The organism is Streptomyces sp. NPDC086554 (assembly GCF_040686095.1).
Taxonomy (GTDB): domain Bacteria; phylum Actinomycetota; class Actinomycetes; order Streptomycetales; family Streptomycetaceae; genus Streptomyces.
In genome coordinates this window covers 75,333-92,082 of the sequence record NZ_JBFBJK010000022.1, presented here as the reverse complement: position 1 = coordinate 92,082, position 16,750 = coordinate 75,333, and the positions used below count along the sequence as shown (strand labels likewise).

Sequence of the window (16,750 nt, the reverse complement as noted above, 5' to 3'; positions counted from 1 at the left end):
TGCCGTCGCCCACCTCCTCGACGATCCAACAACCCCGCTGTTGTGGGCCGTTCTGGACGAGGCCGCCCTCAGGCGGGAGGTGGGCGACGGCACGGTCATGGCGGAGGCGCTGCGCCACGCGGCGGACCTCGCGCGCAGGCGCCGGATCATCATGCAGGTGCTGCCGTTCGACGCCGGGGCTCACGCTTCGATGGACGGCCCCCTGAAGCAGCAGCGCTCTCCCCGAAGGAATCCCTGGCCCTGATTTCGTCACGAACCTCAAGGCCACCTGACAGCGAGGAATCCCGGAGCTCAAGCCGCAAGCAGCGAGCGCCCTACTTGCCCGCGAGCGCGGACTTCCCCGACTCATCGATCTTGCCGGCGACGTTGGCGACGTCGGACAGCACATCCGGGGACTTGCTGATGCGCCGGCCCGCGAGGCCGGTGCTGAGGTTGTCGCGCGCCTGGGCGAGCGCCACGGTCGCGACGGACTCCGCATCCACGTTCTTGTCCCCGGCCGAAGCGCTCGGCGCCGGGTCGGCCGCGAACGCCCCGGAAGCGGAGGCGCCCACCATGGCCGCGGCGGCGGCACCGGTCATCAGGATCTTGGTGATCTTCATGTCAAGGGAAACGAACAGCCCCGCCCTAGGTCACTGCTCGCCACCGCCGCCAACTGCCCAGCCAACCGTCACCCGGCCCGGTCGTCTTCGCGACAGAGTTCCCGCGCCGCGGCGGGGTACGGGCGGCCGGGCCGGGCGCCGTGTTGGCCGACGCGCCGTCGGCCGGCACGGGCCGCGGTGCCAAGGCCACAGGTACGCCCCTGGTCGGCGGACCGCGCCCCTCGCGTCACACGCGTAATCGGCCGAAGTCGCCCTGTCCGAAAGGCTCCTGGCCCCGGTGCGGATCGCCGAGACCGACTGTCGGCGGCTACCCGACGTACCAAAGATGGCACCGAACGTCATGACCACGCGTACGCCATCGCACCGGTACTCCCGGAGGGGACCTTCATGACCGAGCCCAACGAGCCCAACGAAGAGCAGATCGCCGAAGCCCTGCGCAGCGCCGCCCGCATCACCCTCGCGCCCGGCCCCAGGGAAGTCCCCGCCGCCGCGCCCGCCCCGGACGAGGAGTGGACGCTGCCGGGCGGCACCGCCTGGGTGTACCTCGCCGACCCCGAGCAGGGGCTGCGGCGCCCGGTGCTCCTCGGCGACGGGTTCAACTCCGGGCCCAGCGACCTGGACTTCTCGTGGGAGATCCTGGAGCGGGGGCCGTACCCGTTCATCAGCGCGCTGCGGGAGCGCGGGCGTGACGTCGTACTGATCGGCTTCGACGAGCGCAGCGCGTCCATCCTGGAGAACGCCGAGGTCGCGCGGGCCGCGATCCAGGAGGCGATCGCGCGGCGCAGGGGCGAACACCCGCTGGCCGTCGGCGGTTTCAGCATGGGCGGCCTCGTCACGCGGTACGCGCTCGCCAAGATGGAGCACGACGGCGGCGCGGACAACGACCACCAGACCGGGCTCTACTTCTCGTACGACAGCCCGCACCGCGGCGCCTGGATCCCCGTCGCCCTGCAGTCGTTCGCGCACTACATCCGGCGGCTCAACGCGGCCTTCTCGAACCAGATGAACAGCCCGGCCGCCCGCCAGCTCCTGTGGCAGCACATCGCCGAGTGGGACGACGCCCCCGAGACCGACAAACAGCGCACCGAGTTCATCGCCGAGCTGGAGCGGGTCGGCGGCTGGCCCGCGCGGCCGCGGAAGATCGGCGTGGCCAACGGCGTACGGACCGGCGAGGGCAACGGCATCGACCCCGGCGTGCGGGCATTCCGCGGCAAGGGCCTTGCCATCACCGGCACCCACCTCTACACGCAGGCGGCGGGCGAGGACCAACTCGTCGCGCAGCTACGGGTGGTGACCCTGCGCAAACCGCAGATCCGCACCTCGGGCCTGCCCGAGATCGACGGCGCGCCCGGCGGCACCCTGGAGGGCTTCGGCATCCTCGCCGACGAGCTGAACAAGATCCCCGCGATCATCGGTCTCGGCTCGGAGGCCGAGATCCGCGAGCACTGCTTCGTGCCCGCCGTCAGCGCGGTCGCCCTGCGCGACGTCGACACCCACCAGAAGCTGTACGAGCCGTTCCCGGAGACCTCCGGGGACAGCGAGCTCGACGAGTACCTCTGCGCCGCGCAGAACGAGGGCCACACGCTGGTCACCGAGGAGCTCTGCACCTGGATCATGGACCGGCTTCCGTAGGAACGCCGACGGGGCGGCACCCTCCGTGAGGAGAGTGCCGCCCCGTCGTACGAGCAGGCGCTCAGAACTTACGATCCACGAGGGATCAGAAGTCCATGTCACCGCCCGGCATGCCGCCGCCGGCCGGGGCAGCGCCCGCCTTCTCCGGCTTGTCGGCGATGACGGCCTCGGTGGTGAGGAACAGCGCGGCGATGGAGGCGGCGTTCTGCAGGGCAGAGCGCGTCACCTTCGCCGGGTCGAGGATGCCCTCGGCGATCATGTCGACGTACTCACCGGTCGCGGCGTTCAGGCCGTGGCCGACGGTCAGGTTGCGCACCTTCTCGACGACGACACCGCCCTCAAGGCCGGCGTTGACCGCGATCTGCTTCAGCGGGGCCTCCAGGGCCAGCTTCACAGCGGCGGCACCGGTGGCCTCGTCGCCCTCGAGCTCAAGCTTCTCGAAGACGGCGGTGGCCTGGATGAGGGCCACGCCACCACCGGCGACGATGCCCTCTTCGACGGCGGCCTTCGCGTTGCGAACGGCGTCCTCGATGCGGTGCTTGCGCTCCTTGAGCTCGACCTCGGTCGCGGCACCGGCCTTGATGACCGCAACACCGCCGGCGAGCTTCGCCAGGCGCTCCTGCAGCTTCTCGCGGTCGTAGTCGCTGTCCGAGTTCTCGATCTCGGCACGGATCTGGTTGACGCGACCCTGGACCTGGTCGCTCTCACCGGCACCGTCGACGATCGTCGTCTCGTCCTTGGTGATGACGACCTTGCGGGCGCGGCCGAGCAGGTCGAGACCGGCGTTCTCCAGCTTGAGGCCGACCTCCTCGGAGATGACGGTGCCACCGGTGAGGATGGCGATGTCGCCGAGCATGGCCTTGCGGCGGTCACCGAAGCCCGGGGCCTTGACGGCGACGGACTTGAAGGTGCCACGGATCTTGTTGACGACCAGGGTCGACAGGGCCTCGCCCTCGACGTCCTCGGCGATGATCAGCAGCGGCTTGCCGGACTGCATGACCTTCTCGAGGAGCGGAAGGAGGTCCTTCACGTTCGAGATCTTGGAGTTGACGATCAGGATGTACGGGTCATCCAGGGCCGCCTCCATGCGCTCCATGTCGGTCGCGAAGTACGCCGAGATGTAGCCCTTGTCGAAGCGCATGCCCTCGGTGAGCTCAAGCTCGAGCCCGAAGGTCTGCGACTCCTCGACGGTGATGACGCCTTCCTTGCCGACCTTGTCCATCGCCTCGGCGATGAGCTCGCCGATCTGGGTGTCGGCGGCGGAGATGGAGGCCGTCGAAGCGATCTGCTCCTTGGTCTCGACATCCTTCGCCTGCTCGAGCAGGGCGCCCGAGACGGCCTCGACGGCCTTCTCGATGCCGCGCTTGAGGGCCATCGGGTTGGCACCGGCGGCCACGTTGCGCAGACCCTCGCGCACCAGGGCCTGGGCCAGGACGGTCGCGGTCGTCGTGCCGTCACCGGCGACGTCGTCCGTCTTCTTCGCGACCTCCTTGACCAGCTCGGCGCCGATCTTCTCGTACGGGTCCTCGAGCTCGATCTCCTTGGCGATGGAAACACCATCGTTGGTGATCGTGGGGGCGCCCCACTTCTTCTCGAGGACGACGTTGCGACCCTTGGGGCCCAGGGTCACCTTGACGGCGTCGGCGAGCTGGTTCATGCCGCGCTCGAGGCCGCGCCGTGCCTCCTCGTCGAACGCGATGATCTTGGCCATGTGAAGTGGTCCTCCCGGACGGGGTGGAAATGCAAACGGATCGTGCCCGCGCCCGCGACGGACGGCCTGCGTGCCGTGTGGTTCCTTGCCCCACCCGGCCTGCGGACCTCGCTGACCCGATCCAAGTTCTGTCACTCTCACTGGGAGAGTGCTAAGCCAATGATTAGCACTCGCCCCCTGCGAGTGCAAGCGCCTCTGACGGATCCCAGACGTACGAGGGGCCCGTACCCCAGATGGGATACGGGCCCCTCGCCGTGAGTGCGTCGGTGGCCGATCGCGCCGAGATCAGACGGCGAGCTTGACCATGTCCGCCTGCGGACCCTTCTGGCCCTGCGAGATCTCGAACTCGACTCGCTGACCTTCTTCAAGGGTGCGGTAACCGTCCATCTGGATCGCGCTGTAGTGGACGAAAACATCCGCACCACCGTCGACCGCGATGAAGCCGTACCCCTTCTCCGCGTTGAACCACTTGACGGTGCCCTGAGCCATGCCTAACTCCCCTATTACTGGCCCTTGCACGGGCCCGCACTTCGCGGACCCGGGTCAGACCTCACCCCCCCAATGGGATGTGGAGGTGTGCGCCGGAACGCGTCGACCGCGGCTGAATGTATCTGTCCAACTGCCGTCTGCAACAGGTCAATCGGACGAGAATTCCGGGCACGCCCGATCGGAAATATGCGGAGAATTTGCCGGAGTTCAGGGCAAGTCGGGCCAGACAAATGCCGTGATCGGCTCAAATGGGCAGTGCACTTTGGCTACTTCTTGTCGGCCCCGGACCGACTTCGTATATGCGCTCGGCACAAACGGAGAAGCTCGTTTCCCAACTGTACCGCGCTCAACCACACGGAATTGCCCCCTCCACTTCTCTCGCGGAGGGGGCAATTGAGATAACACAGGGTGCTTGCGTAAAGGATCAGCCGCCGGCACTGTGCTCGATGGTCAGCCTCCGGCGACGGCCGGAATGATCGAGACGCCCGCGCCGTCCGGAGTGGCGGTCTCAAGGCCCCGCTCGAAACGGACGTCGTCGTCGTTCACGTACACATTCACGAAGCGGCGCAGCTTGCCCTGGTCGTCCAGGACACGGGCGGCGATGCCGGCGTGGTTCTTCTCCAGGTCGGCGATCACCTCGGAGAGATTCGTCCCCTCGGCGGCGACCTCGGCCTTACCGTCGGTGTACGTACGAAGGATGGTGGGGATGCGGACGTTGACGCTCATGGGGTTCACCTCTTGATACAGGGGGCGGAGGCGCCCCGTAAGGGGCGCGGGGAACTGCGCGACCAGCCACGACGGCCCCGCAGACAAGCGGACAAGCTCAGCCTGCAAGCCCCGCGTCGCGGAACGCATCAAGGCTGGGCCGAATGGTCGCGGTGGCCTGGGACGTCTCGGCAACGGCGTCCAGGGTCTTCAGGCCGTCCCCGGTGTTGAGCACAACGGTGGTGAGGGACGGGTCGATGAGACCGGCCTCGATCAGCTTCTTGGCAACGCCCACGGTCACACCACCGGCGGTCTCCGCGAAGATCCCTTCCGTGCGAGCGAGAAGCTTGATCGCGTCGACGACCTGCTCGTCGTTGACGTCCTCCACCGCACCACCCGTACGCCGCGCGATGTCCAGGACGTACGGCCCGTCGGCCGGGTTGCCGATGGCCAGCGACTTGGCGATGGTGTTCGGCTTCTGGGGACGTACGACGTCGTGCCCGGCCTTGAAGGCGGCAGAAACCGGCGAACACCCCTCCGCCTGCGCCCCGAAGATCTTGTAAGGCTTGTCCTCGACGAGGCCGAGCCGGATCAGCTCCTTCAGACCCTTGTCGATCTTCGTGAGCTGCGAGCCCGAAGCGATCGGGATGACCAGCTGGTCCGGAAGGACCCACCCCAGCTGCTCGCAGATCTCGTACGCGAGGGTCTTGGAGCCCTCGCCGTAGTACGGCCGCAGGTTGACGTTGACGAAGCCCCAGCCCTCGCCGAGCGGGTCGCCGATGAGCTCGGAGCAGAAGCGGTTCACGTCGTCGTAGTTGCCCTCGATGCCGACGAGCTCGCCGCCGTACACCGCGGCCATGACGACCTTGCCCTGCTCCAGGTCGTGCGGGATGAACACGCAGGAGCGGAAGCCGGCGCGGGCGGCGGCGGCGCCGACAGCACCGGCGAGGTTGCCCGTCGAAGAGCACGAAAGAGTCGTGAACCCGAAGGCGCGCGCCGCCTCGAGCGCCTGCGCGACGACGCGGTCCTTGAAGGAGTGCGTGGGGTTGCCGGAGTCGTCCTTGACGAACAACTTGCCCTGCTCGACGCCGAGTTCACGGGCGAGGTTGTCGGCCTTGACGAGCTGGGTCCAGCCGGGGTTCAGGTTCGGCTTGTCGGCCACGTCGGCGGGGACGGGGAGCAGCGGCGCGTAGCGCCAGATGTTGGCGGGGCCGGACTCGATCTGCTTGCGGAGCGCCTCGGGGTCACCGGTCGGCAGGTCGTAGGCCACCTCGAGCGGGCCGAAACAGGCCTGACAGGCGAAGATAGGGCCGAGGGCGTAGAGCTCGCCGCATTCGCGGCAGGAGAGGCCCGAAGCGGGACCGAGGTCTACGGAGTTCGTGGCGGTGGTGGTGTCGTTCGTTGCGACAGTCTGCGCAGCCATGGAGGCGAGGCCCTTTCTCCTCATCTTCCCCGCGGCGCATCTCGCCGCGAGACGGAATTGGCACCTTCCCCACCGTGACCTCGTCGGTCGGCGGGAGGGTTGCCGGGGCTTCAACGGGCCGTATCCCTCTGCCCCTCTGGATGAGCGGTATGGCGCCGGGCTCGCGGTCCCGGTGCATTTGTTACGCGATGACCCCCGACATGCGATGGTCATCCGCGTTGTTCAAGACTGTAACCGAAGGCCTGGACGCTTGAGATAGTCGTCCGAACCGCGAGATGGATCACATAGAGAGGACCCTGACCGTGCTGGAAGAAGCCGAGCGCTGGCTGAGCAGGCGTTCCTGGTCCGTCGCCGACCGCCCGCTGGACCGGCTGACCGCGGCGAAGAAGGCGTCCGGCGCCTCGGTCAGTGTCGTGCTGCCCGCGCTCGACGAGGAGGAGACGGTCGGCGAGATCGTCGCGGAGATCCGCCGTGAGCTGGTCGAGAAGGCGCCTCTCGTCGACGAGCTCCTGGTGATCGACTCGGGCTCGGCGGACCGCACGGCCGAGGTCGCGCGTGCCGCGGGCGCGCGGGTCGTGCACCGGGACGAGATCCTCCCCCGCATCCCGGCCGTGCCCGGCAAGGGCGAGGTGCTTTGGCGTTCGCTCCTGGTGACCGGCGGTGACATCGTCGCTTTCATCGACGCGGACCTGAAGGAGTTCTCTGCGGACTTCGTCTCGGGCATCGTGGGCCCGCTCCTGACCGAGCCCGACGTGGACTTCGTGAAGGCGATGTACGACCGCCCGCTGGGCGAGGCAGCAGGGCAGGGCGGCCGGGTCACCGAGCTGATGGCGCGCCCGCTGCTGAACATGCACTGGCCGCAGCTGGCCGGATTCGTCCAGCCGCTCGGCGGCGAGTACGCGGCGCGCAGGTCGCTGCTTGAGCGGCTGCCGTTCCCCGTCGGTTACGGAGTGGAGCTCGGCCTCCTTGTCGACGCGCTGCACACGGTGGGCCTCGATGCGCTCGCGCAGGTCGACGTCGGTGTGCGCAAGCACCGTCACCAGGACGGGCAGGCGCTCGGCCGGATGGCGGCGGCGATCTACCGGACGGCACAGGTGCGGCTCGCCCGCGGGCACCTCGTACGCCCCGAGCTCACGCAGTTCGAGCGGGGCGAGCACGGATTCGCGCCGCGCACCCACTCCGTGGACACGGAGGAGCGGCCGCCGATGGCCGACATCGCGGAGTACGCGGAACGCCGCGTGGCGTAGCCGAATGGAACGTATACCGCCGGATCCCGCGGGGGTCCGGCCGTACGTTTGAGGGATTCCCGGAGGGGCTAGGTTTCCGCACATGGTCTCCGAGCAGGCAGCGGCTCCCGCCGCCCAGGTCCTTGTCGCGTCCAACCGCGGCCCTGTCACGTACGCCCTGGAGGAGAACGGGGAGCTGACGGCCAAGAGGGGCGGCGGCGGACTCGTCTCCGGGCTCAGTGCGATCGGGGACGAGGCGGATGCCCTGTGGGTCTGCGCGGCGCTGGGGGAAGGCGACCGGGAGGCCGTGCGGCGCGGGGTCGGTGAGCCGGGCGTGCGGATGCTCGACATTGATCCGCGGGTACATGCCGACGCTTACAACGGGATCGCGAACTCGGTCCTCTGGTTCGTCCACCACATGCTGTACCAGACGCCGCTGGAACCGGCGTTCGGCTCGGAGTTCCGGGCGCAGTGGGCCTCGTACGAGACATACAACCGGGCCTTCGCGGAGGCGCTCGCGCAGAGCGCCGGTGACGGGGCGGCGGTCCTCGTCCAGGACTACCACCTCTCCCTGGTCCCTGGGATGCTCCGTGAACTCCGCCCCGACCTGCGGATCGGCCACTTCTCGCACACGCCGTGGGCGCCGGTCGACTACTTCCGGATGCTGCCGGACGACATCGCCGAGCAGCTCCTGCGGGGCATCCTGGGCGCCGACCGGGCGGCGTTCCTGACGGGGCGGTGGGCGGACGCGTTCACGGCGTGCTGCGTGGACGCGCTGGGCGGTACGTCGGGTACGCGGATCGGGGTGCACGGGCTCGGGGCGGACGCGGACTTCCTGCGGGAGCGGTCGCGGCGGGCGGATGTGGAGGAGCGGCTCGTCGCGCTTCGGGACCAGGTGGGGGGCGACCGGAAGGTGATCGTCCGCGTCGACCGGACCGAGCTGTCGAAGAACATCGTGCGGGGGCTGCAGGCGTATCGGCAGCTCCTGGAGGACCACCCCGAGTGGCGGGAGCGGGTGGTGCACGTCGCGTTCGCGTATCCGTCCCGGCAGGACCTGGCGGTGTACCGGGAGTACACGGCGGAGGTGCGGCGGCTCGCGGACTCGATCAACTCGGAGTACGGGGTGGCGGGTTGGACCCCGGTCGTGCTCCACGTGAAGGACGACTTCGCGCGGTCGCTCGCGGCGTACCGACTGGCGGACGTGGCTCTGGTGAACCCCATCCGGGACGGGATGAACCTGGTGGCCAAGGAGGTGCCGGTCGTTTCCGACGAGGGGTGCGTTCTTGTTCTTTCGCGGGAGGCGGGGGCGTACGAGGAGCTGGGCGAGGACGCGCTGGTGGTGAACCCGTATGACGTGACGGGGACGGCGGTTGCGCTGCACGAGGCGCTGACGATGCCGCTGGACGAGCGGGCGGAGCGGACGAAGCGGCTCGCTGCGGCGGCTACGGCGCTGCCGCCCGCCCAGTGGTTCCTGGACCAGCTGGGGGCGCTGGGGTAAGAGCGGTTTCCGTCCAACCCCACCCCACGTTTGTCCATGGGCCCCCGAAGCCCCGCCTCGATACCTTCCGGGGCATGGCCCTACGCCGCACAAGCACCGTAGCCCTCACCGCCCTCGCCCTGGCAGGGGCGACAGCCGCCCCCGCCGCCGCGGAGGCTAAGACGTACTACGTCGACTGCCGGCGCGGCAGCGACGACGCGTCCGGCACCTCCGCCGGAACGGCCTGGCGCTCCCTGGCAAAGGCCGGCGCCCACACCTACGCCCCCGGCGAGAAGCTCCTGCTGCGGCGTGGCACAAGCTGCACGGGGGTGCTGGCTCCCAAAGGTGCGGGTGCGGCCGGCGCCCCCGTGCTGATCGACGCCTACGGAAGCGACAAGGCCAAGCCCCGCATCCAGGCGAACGGCGCCCGCGCCGCCCTGCATCTCATCAACACCGAGCAGTGGGAGATCCGGAATCTGGACCTCTCCAACACCGGTCCCGCCACCACCACCGAACGCCGCGCCGGACTCTACGTCCAGCTCACCGACTACGGCACGGCCGACCACTTCGTCGTCGACGGAGTCGACGTCCACGACGTGAACGGCGCCGACTTCAAGGACCCCGACCCCTCCGGCGGGATTCTCTTCGTCGTACAAGGCAGCACCACCCCCACCCGCTTCAACGACCTCCGCGTCGAGGACTCCACCGTCCGCCACGTCGACCGCACCGGCATCGGCACCATGTCGACCTGGGGCAGCGGCACGGACGCCGACGCCGAACTCCTCTCCAGCGGCGTCGAGTTCGTACGGAACAAGGCGTACGACGTCGGCGGCGACGGCATCGTCATCCACGAGACCCGCAAGGCCCGCGTCGAGCACAACTACGTGGACGGCTTCAACATGCGCTCGGCGGGCTACAACGCGGGCATCTGGGCCTGGGAGTCGCAGGACGCGCTCTACCAGTACAACGAGGTCACCGGCGGCCACGGGACGCGGGACTCGATGGCGTACGACATCGACGGCGGCAACGTCCGCAACACCTACCGCTACAACTACAGCCACGACAACGAAGGTGGCTTCCTCCTCGTCTGCAATGCCCCCGACAAGACCAGCGACGGCAACCGCATCCACGACAACATCAGCGTCAACGACCGGAACACCACGTCTCCGTACGCCGTGATCTCTGTTGTCTGCGGGGCCGCGACCGACACCCAGGTCTATCGGAACACCGTCGTCACCGACCGCGCCGACACTGCGCTCGTCTCCAACAACGGGCCCGCCGGTGTCACCTTCCGCGACAACGTCTTTGTGGGCGCGCCGGGCGCCGGGTCTCCCATCAAGGACACCGTCAGCACCTACAGCAACAACCTGTACTGGCGGACCGCCCAGCCGCGCGACACGTCCGGCGTCAACGCCGACCCCCGGTTCATCGACACCACTCCGGACGCCCCCGACGACGTACGGCTGAAGAGCGATTCACCCGCTCGCGGGATCGGTACGCCCGTCGACGACGGGACCACCCACGACTACTTCGGGAATCCCATCCCCGATCCGCCCAGCCTCGGGGCGGATCAGGGCAGTTGAGCAGCGATCGAAGCGATCAGTTCCACCACGCCCTGCGGGCCTTCCACCACCAGGTCGGCCCGCTCGGCCAGTTCCGCCACCTCCGCGCTGCCGCTGCACACCAGCAGGCCGCGCACCTGGTCCGAGCGGAGCTTCTCGACCGCGGCGAAGGCGGGCAGGTCGCCCAGGTCGTCGCCCGCGTAGACGACCGTCTCGGCGCCCACTTCGCGTACGTAGTCGGCGAGGGCCACGCCCTTGTCCATGCCCGGCGGCCTCAACTCCAGGACCAGGCGGCCCGGTTCGACGATCAGGCCGTGCTTGGCAGCCAGTTCGGCGAGCGGGTCGCGCAGGGCCTCGAAGGCCGCCTGTGGGTCCTGCGCGCGGCGGGTGTGGACGGCGACCGCGCGGCCCTTCTCCTCGATCCAGGTGCCGCGCCAGGCGCCGATCGCGTCGAGGAAGCCGGGGAGTTCGGCGCGGGCGGATGCCACGCCGGGGTGCGGTTCGGCGGCGTGGACCGTGGAGGAGACGGCGTCCCAGCGCTCGGCTCCGTAGTGGCCGAGGACGACCAGGTGTTCCAGGCCCGGGACGCCCGCGAAGCCGCCGTAGCGGACCGCGACACCCGCCGGGCGGCCGGTGACCACGGCGACGGAAAGGACCTTCGGCGCGAGCGCGGCGAGGGCGGGCACGGCGTCCGGGTGGGCGCGTGCCTGCTCGGGGTCGGGGACGATCGGGGCCAGCGTGCCGTCGAAGTCGAGCGCGATCACGGCACGTTCGGGCCGCGCCAGGAGCGCGGCCAGGCCCTCGCGCCCGGCGGGGGTCACGGGTTCGGGCAGCTCGGGAGAGGGAGAGGGAGAGGGAGAGGACGGCGAGTACACGGGGTCACCCATGGGGCCGACCCTACGCTCAACGCTCCTCGCGCCGGGACTCCCGAACCCGCCGAAGCCGGTTGACGGTCACCGGGTCGTGCGCGAGGGCGCGGGGATCGTCGAGCAGGGCGTTGAGGAGTTGGTAGTAGCGGATCGGGACCATGCCGAGGCGTTCTCGGATGGCCCGCTCCTTGGCGCCGGGCCCGGACACCCAGTCCTGCCGCTCCAGGGCGAGGATCGCCCGGTCGCGCTCGGAGAGGCCGGTGTCGTCCGTCTCGTCCGGGAACCCGTCGTCGGTGGTGCCTGGCCCGTCTGCTGTGCCCGTCATGCCGTCACGCTATTCCGAGTTCGCCTCGGTCGCCGCCTTGGTCTGGATCTGGGTGAGGATCGAGCCCGGGTCGGCGTTCCGGGAGACGGCCTTGCCGATGTACTTCTTGACCTCGACGGAGACCCGCGCCCAGGACGTCTTGCCCACCGGGTAGAGCTGCGAGGTGGGCAGCTCCTCCAGGAACTCGGCGAGCGCCTTGTCGTCGTCGTTGCCGGTCATCTGCTGCGCGGCGGAGGTGGTGACGGGCAGCAGGTTGTACTGGCGGGAGAAGTCCAGGACGTTCTTCGTGCTGTAGGCGAAGTCGAGGAACTTGCCGATCTCCTCGCGGTGGCCGTTCTGCTTGAAGGCCATCATCCAGTCGGCGACGCCCATGGTGGCCTTGGCGTTGCCGTTCACGCCGGGCATCGGCACCATGCCGTACTTCACGCCCTTCTTCTCGGCCATCTGCATCAGCGTGGGATGGCCGTTGAGCATGCCCACGTCGCCTCGGGTGAACGCGGCGAAGGCCTCGGCGCGGTCGAGCTCGGCGGGCGGCGTCGGTCCTGTCAGGCCCTTGTCGACCAGCTCGTCCTTCAGCCAGGTGAAGGTCTTCACGTTCTGCGTGGAGTCGATGGCGTACGTGCCGACGTTGTCGGTGTAGCCGCCGCCACCGCTGAGCAGCCACTGCATCGTCTCGGCCTGCGCCTCTTCCGGGCCGAGCGGCAGGGCGTAGGGGATCTTCACGCCGCGCGCCTTGAGCGCCTTGGCGTCGGCCGCAAGCTCGGTCCAGCTCTGCGGCGGGGTGAGGCCGGCGTCCTTGAAGATCTTCTCGTTGTAGAAGAGGAGGCGCGTGGAGGAGGCGAACGGCATGCCGTACTGGACGCGGTTGACTTCGCCCGCCTCGGAGAGGGGCGCCATGAAGTCGGCCTGGGTGGAGATGGCGAGCAGGTCCTCGGCGCGGTAGAGCTTGTTCTGCGCGGCGTAGTCGGCGTACGCGCCGATCTGCGCCATGTCGGGGGCGTTGCCCGCCTTGACCATGTCCTTGACCTTGCGGTCGACGTCCGTCCAGGAGTAGACGCTGACGTCGACCTTGATGCCCGGGTTCTCGTCCTCGAACTTCTCGGCGAGCTTGTCCCAGTACTTCTGGGAGCTGTTGGCCTTGGAGTCGCCGTAGTCGGCGGCCACCAGCTTGAGGGTGACGTCGCCTGAGTCGCCGGGACCGCCGCAGCCGGCGAGAGTCGCCGCCATGCCCAGTGCGGCTACCGCCGCGGTCAGTCCTGTCGCGCGCCGCTGCACAGCTGTTCCCACCCTCGATGATCTACGTGAACTGCGATTTTCCCCCGCGCATGAACACGAGGTCTACACCACTCCAGTATCGCTTGCGCAACTACCTGCTTCGGACACCCGCCCGATTGCCCGCCGATTACCGCACGCAAGTACCCGAAGTGGACTAGACCTCTCGCGGGTCACGCGCGAGACTGTCCCCCGTGAAACACGTCATCGCCCTCGATGTGGGCGGCACCGGAATGAAGGCCGCCCTCGTCGGGGCGGACGGCACGCTGCTGCACGCGGCCCGCAGGCCCACCGGCCGCGAGCGCGGGCCCGACGCCGTGGTCGAGTCCATCGTCGGCTTCGCCGCCGACCTGCGCGCCCACGGGATCGAGGAGTTCGGGGAACCCGCCGCCGCGGCCGGCGTCGCCGTCCCGGGCATCGTCGACACCGAGCGCGGCATCGCGGTGTACGCGTCGAACCTCGGCTGGCACGACGTCCCGCTGCGGGACCTGCTGAGCCGCAGGCTGGAAGGCGTACCCGTGGCCCTCGGCCACGACGTGCGCACCGGCGGCCTCGCCGAGGGCCGGATCGGCGCGGGCAAGGGCGCCGACCGGTTCCTGTTCGTGCCGCTCGGCACGGGCATCGCCGGGGCCATCGGGATCGGCGGCGGCATCGAGCCCGGCGCGCACGGCTCGGCCGGCGAGATCGGGCACATCGTCGTACGTCCCGGAGGACCGCCCTGCGGCTGCGGCCAGCGCGGCTGCCTGGAGCGGCTCGCCTCCGCCTCCGCGGTGAGCCAGGCGTGGGCGGCGGCAAGCGGCGACCCGGAGGCGGACGCCGCGGACTGCGCGAAGGCCGTGGAGTCCGGCGACCCGCTCGCCCTGGAGGTCTGGCAGAACGCCGTCGACGCGCTCGCCGACGGCCTGATCACCGCCCTCACCCTCCTGGACCCGCACACCCTGATCATCGGTGGCGGTCTCGCCGAGGCCGGGGAAACCTTGTTCACACCCCTGCGGGCCGCGGTCGCGGCGCGCGTCGTCCAGTTCCAGACGCTGCCCCAGATCGTGCCCGCGGCCCTCGGCGACACCGCCGGGTGCCTGGGCGCGGGCCTGCTGGCCTGGGACCTCGTCCACCAGAAGTCCGACCCCACGGAGGTAACCGCCTGATGGCCACTAGCAAGGTGCTCGCCGGTGCTCAGGTGGTGCTGCCCACCGGGACCCTCACGGACGGCCGAGTGATCGTCGACGGTTCGCGGATCGCCGGGAGCTCCCCTGCCGACGCGGAGACGATCGACCTCAGCGGCCACTGGGTGGTGCCCGGCTTCGTCGACATCCACAACCACGGCGGCGGCGGTGCCTCCTTCACCTCCGGCACCGTCGATGACGTACTGAAAGGTGTCCAGACCCACCGGCTGCACGGCACCACGACCGTCGTCGCCTCGACCGTCACCGGCGAGATGGACTTCCTCGTCCAGCGGGCCGGGCTGCTCTCCGAGCTCGCCGAGCAGGGCGACATCGCCGGCATCCACTTCGAGGGCCCCTTCATCTCCCCGTGCCGCAAGGGCGCGCACAGCGAGGCCCTCCTTCGCGACCCGGACCCGGCCGATGTGCGCAAGCTGATCGACGCGGCGCACGGCCACGCGAAGATGGTCACGCTCGCCACCGAACTGCCGGGCGGCATCGACTCCGTGCGGCTGCTCGCCGAGCACGGCGTGATCGCGGCCATCGGCCACACGGACGCGACGTACGAGCAGACGGTGCAGGCCATCGACGCGGGCGCCACCGTCGCCACGCACCTCTACAACGCGATGCCCGCCCTCGGCCACCGCGCGCCCGGACCGATCGCCGCCCTCCTGGAGGACGAGCGGATCACCGTCGAGCTGATCAACGACGGCACGCACCTGCACCCGGCCGCCTTCGAGCTGGCCTTCCACCGCGCGGGCGCGGCCCGCGTCGCCCTCATCACGGACGCGATGGACGCGGCGGGCTTCGGCGACGGCCGCTACATGCTCGGCCCTCTTGAGGTCGAGGTGAAGGACAGCGTGGCGCGCCTCGTCGAAGGCGGTTCGATCGCGGGCTCGACGCTGACCCTGGACCGCGCGTTCAAACGCTCGGTGACCGTCGACGGCCTCTCCGTCGAGGACACCGTCCGCGCGATCTCCGCCAACCCGGCGAAGCTGCTCGGCATGTACGACGAGATCGGCTCGCTTGAGCCCGGCAAGGACGCCGATCTGGTGGTCCTCGACGCGGGCTTCGACCTCAAGGGCGTGATGCGCAAGGGCGAATGGATGGTTGAGCCCTTTTAGCCCCCAAAGACCCCAACTCAGGCGGTTTCACCTGCTGTTGAGCGCAAGGCGGTTGGTCCGGCCTCTGGGCCAACCGCCTTCTGTTTGGCATGATCAGACGCCGAAAGCGACCGAACGTGACCGTTCCCGGGGGTGGTACCAGTGATCCTGACTGTCACGCTGAACGCCGCCCTGGACATCACCTACCAGGTCCCCGCCCTCACCCCGCACGCCTCGCACCGCGTCACCGAGGTCACCGAACGCCCCGGCGGCAAGGGCCTGAACGTCGCCCGCGTGCTCGCGGCCCTAGGCCACGACGTGACGGTCACGGGCCTCGCGGGCGGCGACACCGGCCGCACCCTGCGCAACCGTCTCGCGCACGAGCCGCGCGTCACGGACACGCTGCTGCCGGTCGCGGGGGCGACCCGCCGCACGATCGCCGTGGTGGACGCGACAACCGGCGACACCACACAGCTCAACGAGCCGGGGCCGCAGGTCTCCCCCGCCGAATGGGCGGCGTTCCAGTCCGCCTACGAGGAGTTGCTGCGCGACGCGTCCGCCGTCGCGCTGTGCGGCAGCCTGCCGCCGGGCGTGCCGGTCGGCGCGTACGCCGTGCTGGTCCGCGCGGCCCGCGCCGCCAAGATCCCCGTACTCCTGGACACCAGCGGCGAGCCGCTGCGCCGTGGCGTCGCCGCCCGCCCCGACATCGTCAAGCCGAACTCCGACGAACTCGCCGAGCTGACCGGCTCCCACGAGCCCGTCCAGGCGACCCGTGACGCCCGGCGCCGGGGCGCGCACACGGTGGTGGCGTCACTGGGGGCCGAGGGCCTGCTTGCCGTCACTCCCGACGGCACGTGGCAAGCGACGCCGCCATCCCGCGTCCGCGGCAACCCGACGGGCGCAGGCGACTCGGCGGTGGCGGGCCTCCTGTCCGGCCTGGTGGAGGCCCTCCCGTGGCCGGAGCGCCTGGCGCGGTCAATAGCCCTGTCGGCGGCAACGGTGGCTTCGCCGGTGGCGGGAGAGTTCGACGCAGCAGCGTACGAGGAGCTGCTGGGACGGGTTGTGGTGACGGGGGCGGAGAGCGCGGCGTAGGGGCTTTTTCCCCAACCCCGCCCGGGCAATCCGGGGTATCGGGCGGGTGGGCGGGAAAGGCCTGTTCGGCGCGGCCAAGCTGCGGAGTGATCGGGAGAGCGGGGT

General features: G+C 69.8%; 15 protein-coding genes, 1 pseudogene and 1 riboswitch. Of the genes and pseudogenes, 8 read left to right on the top strand and 8 right to left on the bottom strand.

The window, feature by feature from the left end:
* Positions 1 to 10: 10 nt before the first annotated feature.
* Positions 11 to 208, top strand: a pseudogene (locus tag AB0O76_RS31740) (Scr1 family TA system antitoxin-like transcriptional regulator); the annotation flags it as partial.
* Positions 209 to 314: 106 nt separating this feature from the next.
* On the opposite strand, the gene AB0O76_RS31735 reads toward AB0O76_RS31740, so the two are convergent.
* Positions 315 to 599 carry a hypothetical protein gene (locus tag AB0O76_RS31735; RefSeq protein WP_365498081.1) on the bottom strand — a complete coding sequence of 95 codons (285 nt, stop codon included), beginning with the start codon at positions 597 to 599 and terminating at the stop codon, positions 315 to 317.
* A gap of 387 nt (positions 600 to 986) precedes the next feature.
* Between AB0O76_RS31735 and AB0O76_RS31730 the strand changes: the two genes are divergently transcribed.
* On the top strand, positions 987 to 2,231 hold the full coding sequence (locus AB0O76_RS31730; protein ID WP_365498078.1) for a hypothetical protein: 1,245 nt from the start codon (positions 987 to 989) through the stop codon (positions 2,229 to 2,231).
* Between the two features lie 85 nt (positions 2,232 to 2,316).
* Here AB0O76_RS31730 and groL read toward each other — a convergent pair whose 3' ends face one another.
* The 4 genes from groL to thrC form a co-directional block, all read right to left on the bottom strand.
* Positions 2,317 to 3,942 (bottom strand): chaperonin GroEL, encoded by a 1,626-nt coding sequence (gene groL, locus AB0O76_RS31725; protein WP_365498075.1) that lies wholly within the window; start codon positions 3,940 to 3,942, stop codon positions 2,317 to 2,319.
* Positions 3,943 to 4,227: 285 nt separating this feature from the next.
* Positions 4,228 to 4,431 carry a cold-shock protein gene (locus AB0O76_RS31720; RefSeq protein WP_005315736.1) on the bottom strand — a complete coding sequence of 68 codons (204 nt, stop codon included), beginning with the start codon at positions 4,429 to 4,431 and terminating at the stop codon, positions 4,228 to 4,230.
* Positions 4,432 to 4,881: 450 nt separating this feature from the next.
* A complete protein-coding gene (locus AB0O76_RS31715; RefSeq protein ID WP_365498071.1) occupies positions 4,882 to 5,157 on the bottom strand; it encodes a MoaD/ThiS family protein in 276 nt (91 codons plus the stop codon).
* Positions 5,158 to 5,254: 97 nt separating this feature from the next.
* The gene (gene thrC, locus AB0O76_RS31710; RefSeq protein WP_365498069.1) at positions 5,255 to 6,559 is read right to left on the bottom strand and encodes a threonine synthase; all 1,305 of its coding nucleotides are present in this window, start codon (positions 6,557 to 6,559) and stop codon (positions 5,255 to 5,257) included.
* 17 nt (positions 6,560 to 6,576) lie between these two features.
* Positions 6,577 to 6,706: riboswitch (SAM riboswitch) on the bottom strand.
* 155 nt (positions 6,707 to 6,861) lie between these two features.
* Between thrC and AB0O76_RS31705 the strand changes: the two genes are divergently transcribed.
* The 3 genes from AB0O76_RS31705 (at position 6,862) to AB0O76_RS31695 (ending at position 10,845) form a co-directional block, all read left to right on the top strand.
* Entirely contained in the window at positions 6,862 to 7,806 is a 945-nt protein-coding gene (locus AB0O76_RS31705; protein ID WP_365498066.1) for a glucosyl-3-phosphoglycerate synthase, read from the top strand.
* 82 nt (positions 7,807 to 7,888) lie between these two features.
* Positions 7,889 to 9,283, top strand: a complete 1,395-nt coding sequence (locus AB0O76_RS31700) for a trehalose-6-phosphate synthase (RefSeq protein WP_365498063.1) — start codon at positions 7,889 to 7,891, stop codon at positions 9,281 to 9,283.
* A gap of 74 nt (positions 9,284 to 9,357) precedes the next feature.
* A complete protein-coding gene (locus AB0O76_RS31695; protein ID WP_365498060.1) occupies positions 9,358 to 10,845 on the top strand; it encodes a right-handed parallel beta-helix repeat-containing protein in 1,488 nt (495 codons plus the stop codon).
* Here the strand turns inward: AB0O76_RS31695 and otsB are convergent.
* From otsB to AB0O76_RS31680, 3 genes are read right to left on the bottom strand one after another with little or no spacing between them, the layout of a single operon-like run.
* Positions 10,833 to 11,711, bottom strand: coding sequence for a trehalose-phosphatase (otsB, locus tag AB0O76_RS31690; RefSeq protein WP_365498057.1), 879 nt, complete (start codon positions 11,709 to 11,711; stop codon positions 10,833 to 10,835). The genes AB0O76_RS31695 and otsB overlap by 13 nt on opposite strands.
* A 16-nt stretch (positions 11,712 to 11,727) precedes the next feature.
* Positions 11,728 to 12,018, bottom strand: a complete 291-nt coding sequence (locus AB0O76_RS31685) for a DUF3263 domain-containing protein (protein WP_365498054.1) — start codon at positions 12,016 to 12,018, stop codon at positions 11,728 to 11,730.
* Between the two features lie 9 nt (positions 12,019 to 12,027).
* Positions 12,028 to 13,245 (bottom strand): extracellular solute-binding protein, encoded by a 1,218-nt coding sequence (locus AB0O76_RS31680; protein ID WP_365498319.1) that lies wholly within the window; start codon positions 13,243 to 13,245, stop codon positions 12,028 to 12,030.
* 239 nt (positions 13,246 to 13,484) lie between these two features.
* Between AB0O76_RS31680 and AB0O76_RS31675 the strand changes: the two genes are divergently transcribed.
* The 3 genes from AB0O76_RS31675 (at position 13,485) to AB0O76_RS31665 (ending at position 16,645) form a co-directional block, all read left to right on the top strand.
* Positions 13,485 to 14,435 (top strand): ROK family protein, encoded by a 951-nt coding sequence (locus AB0O76_RS31675; protein WP_365498051.1) that lies wholly within the window; start codon positions 13,485 to 13,487, stop codon positions 14,433 to 14,435.
* Positions 14,435 to 15,574: an N-acetylglucosamine-6-phosphate deacetylase gene (gene nagA / locus AB0O76_RS31670; RefSeq protein ID WP_365498048.1), complete on the top strand. Its 1,140-nt coding sequence runs from the start codon at positions 14,435 to 14,437 to the stop codon at positions 15,572 to 15,574. The genes AB0O76_RS31675 and nagA overlap by 1 nt, the downstream gene beginning before the upstream one ends.
* Positions 15,575 to 15,715: 141 nt before the next feature.
* Positions 15,716 to 16,645: a 1-phosphofructokinase family hexose kinase gene (locus tag AB0O76_RS31665; RefSeq protein ID WP_365498045.1), complete on the top strand. Its 930-nt coding sequence runs from the start codon at positions 15,716 to 15,718 to the stop codon at positions 16,643 to 16,645.
* Positions 16,646 to 16,750 lie beyond the last annotated feature (105 nt).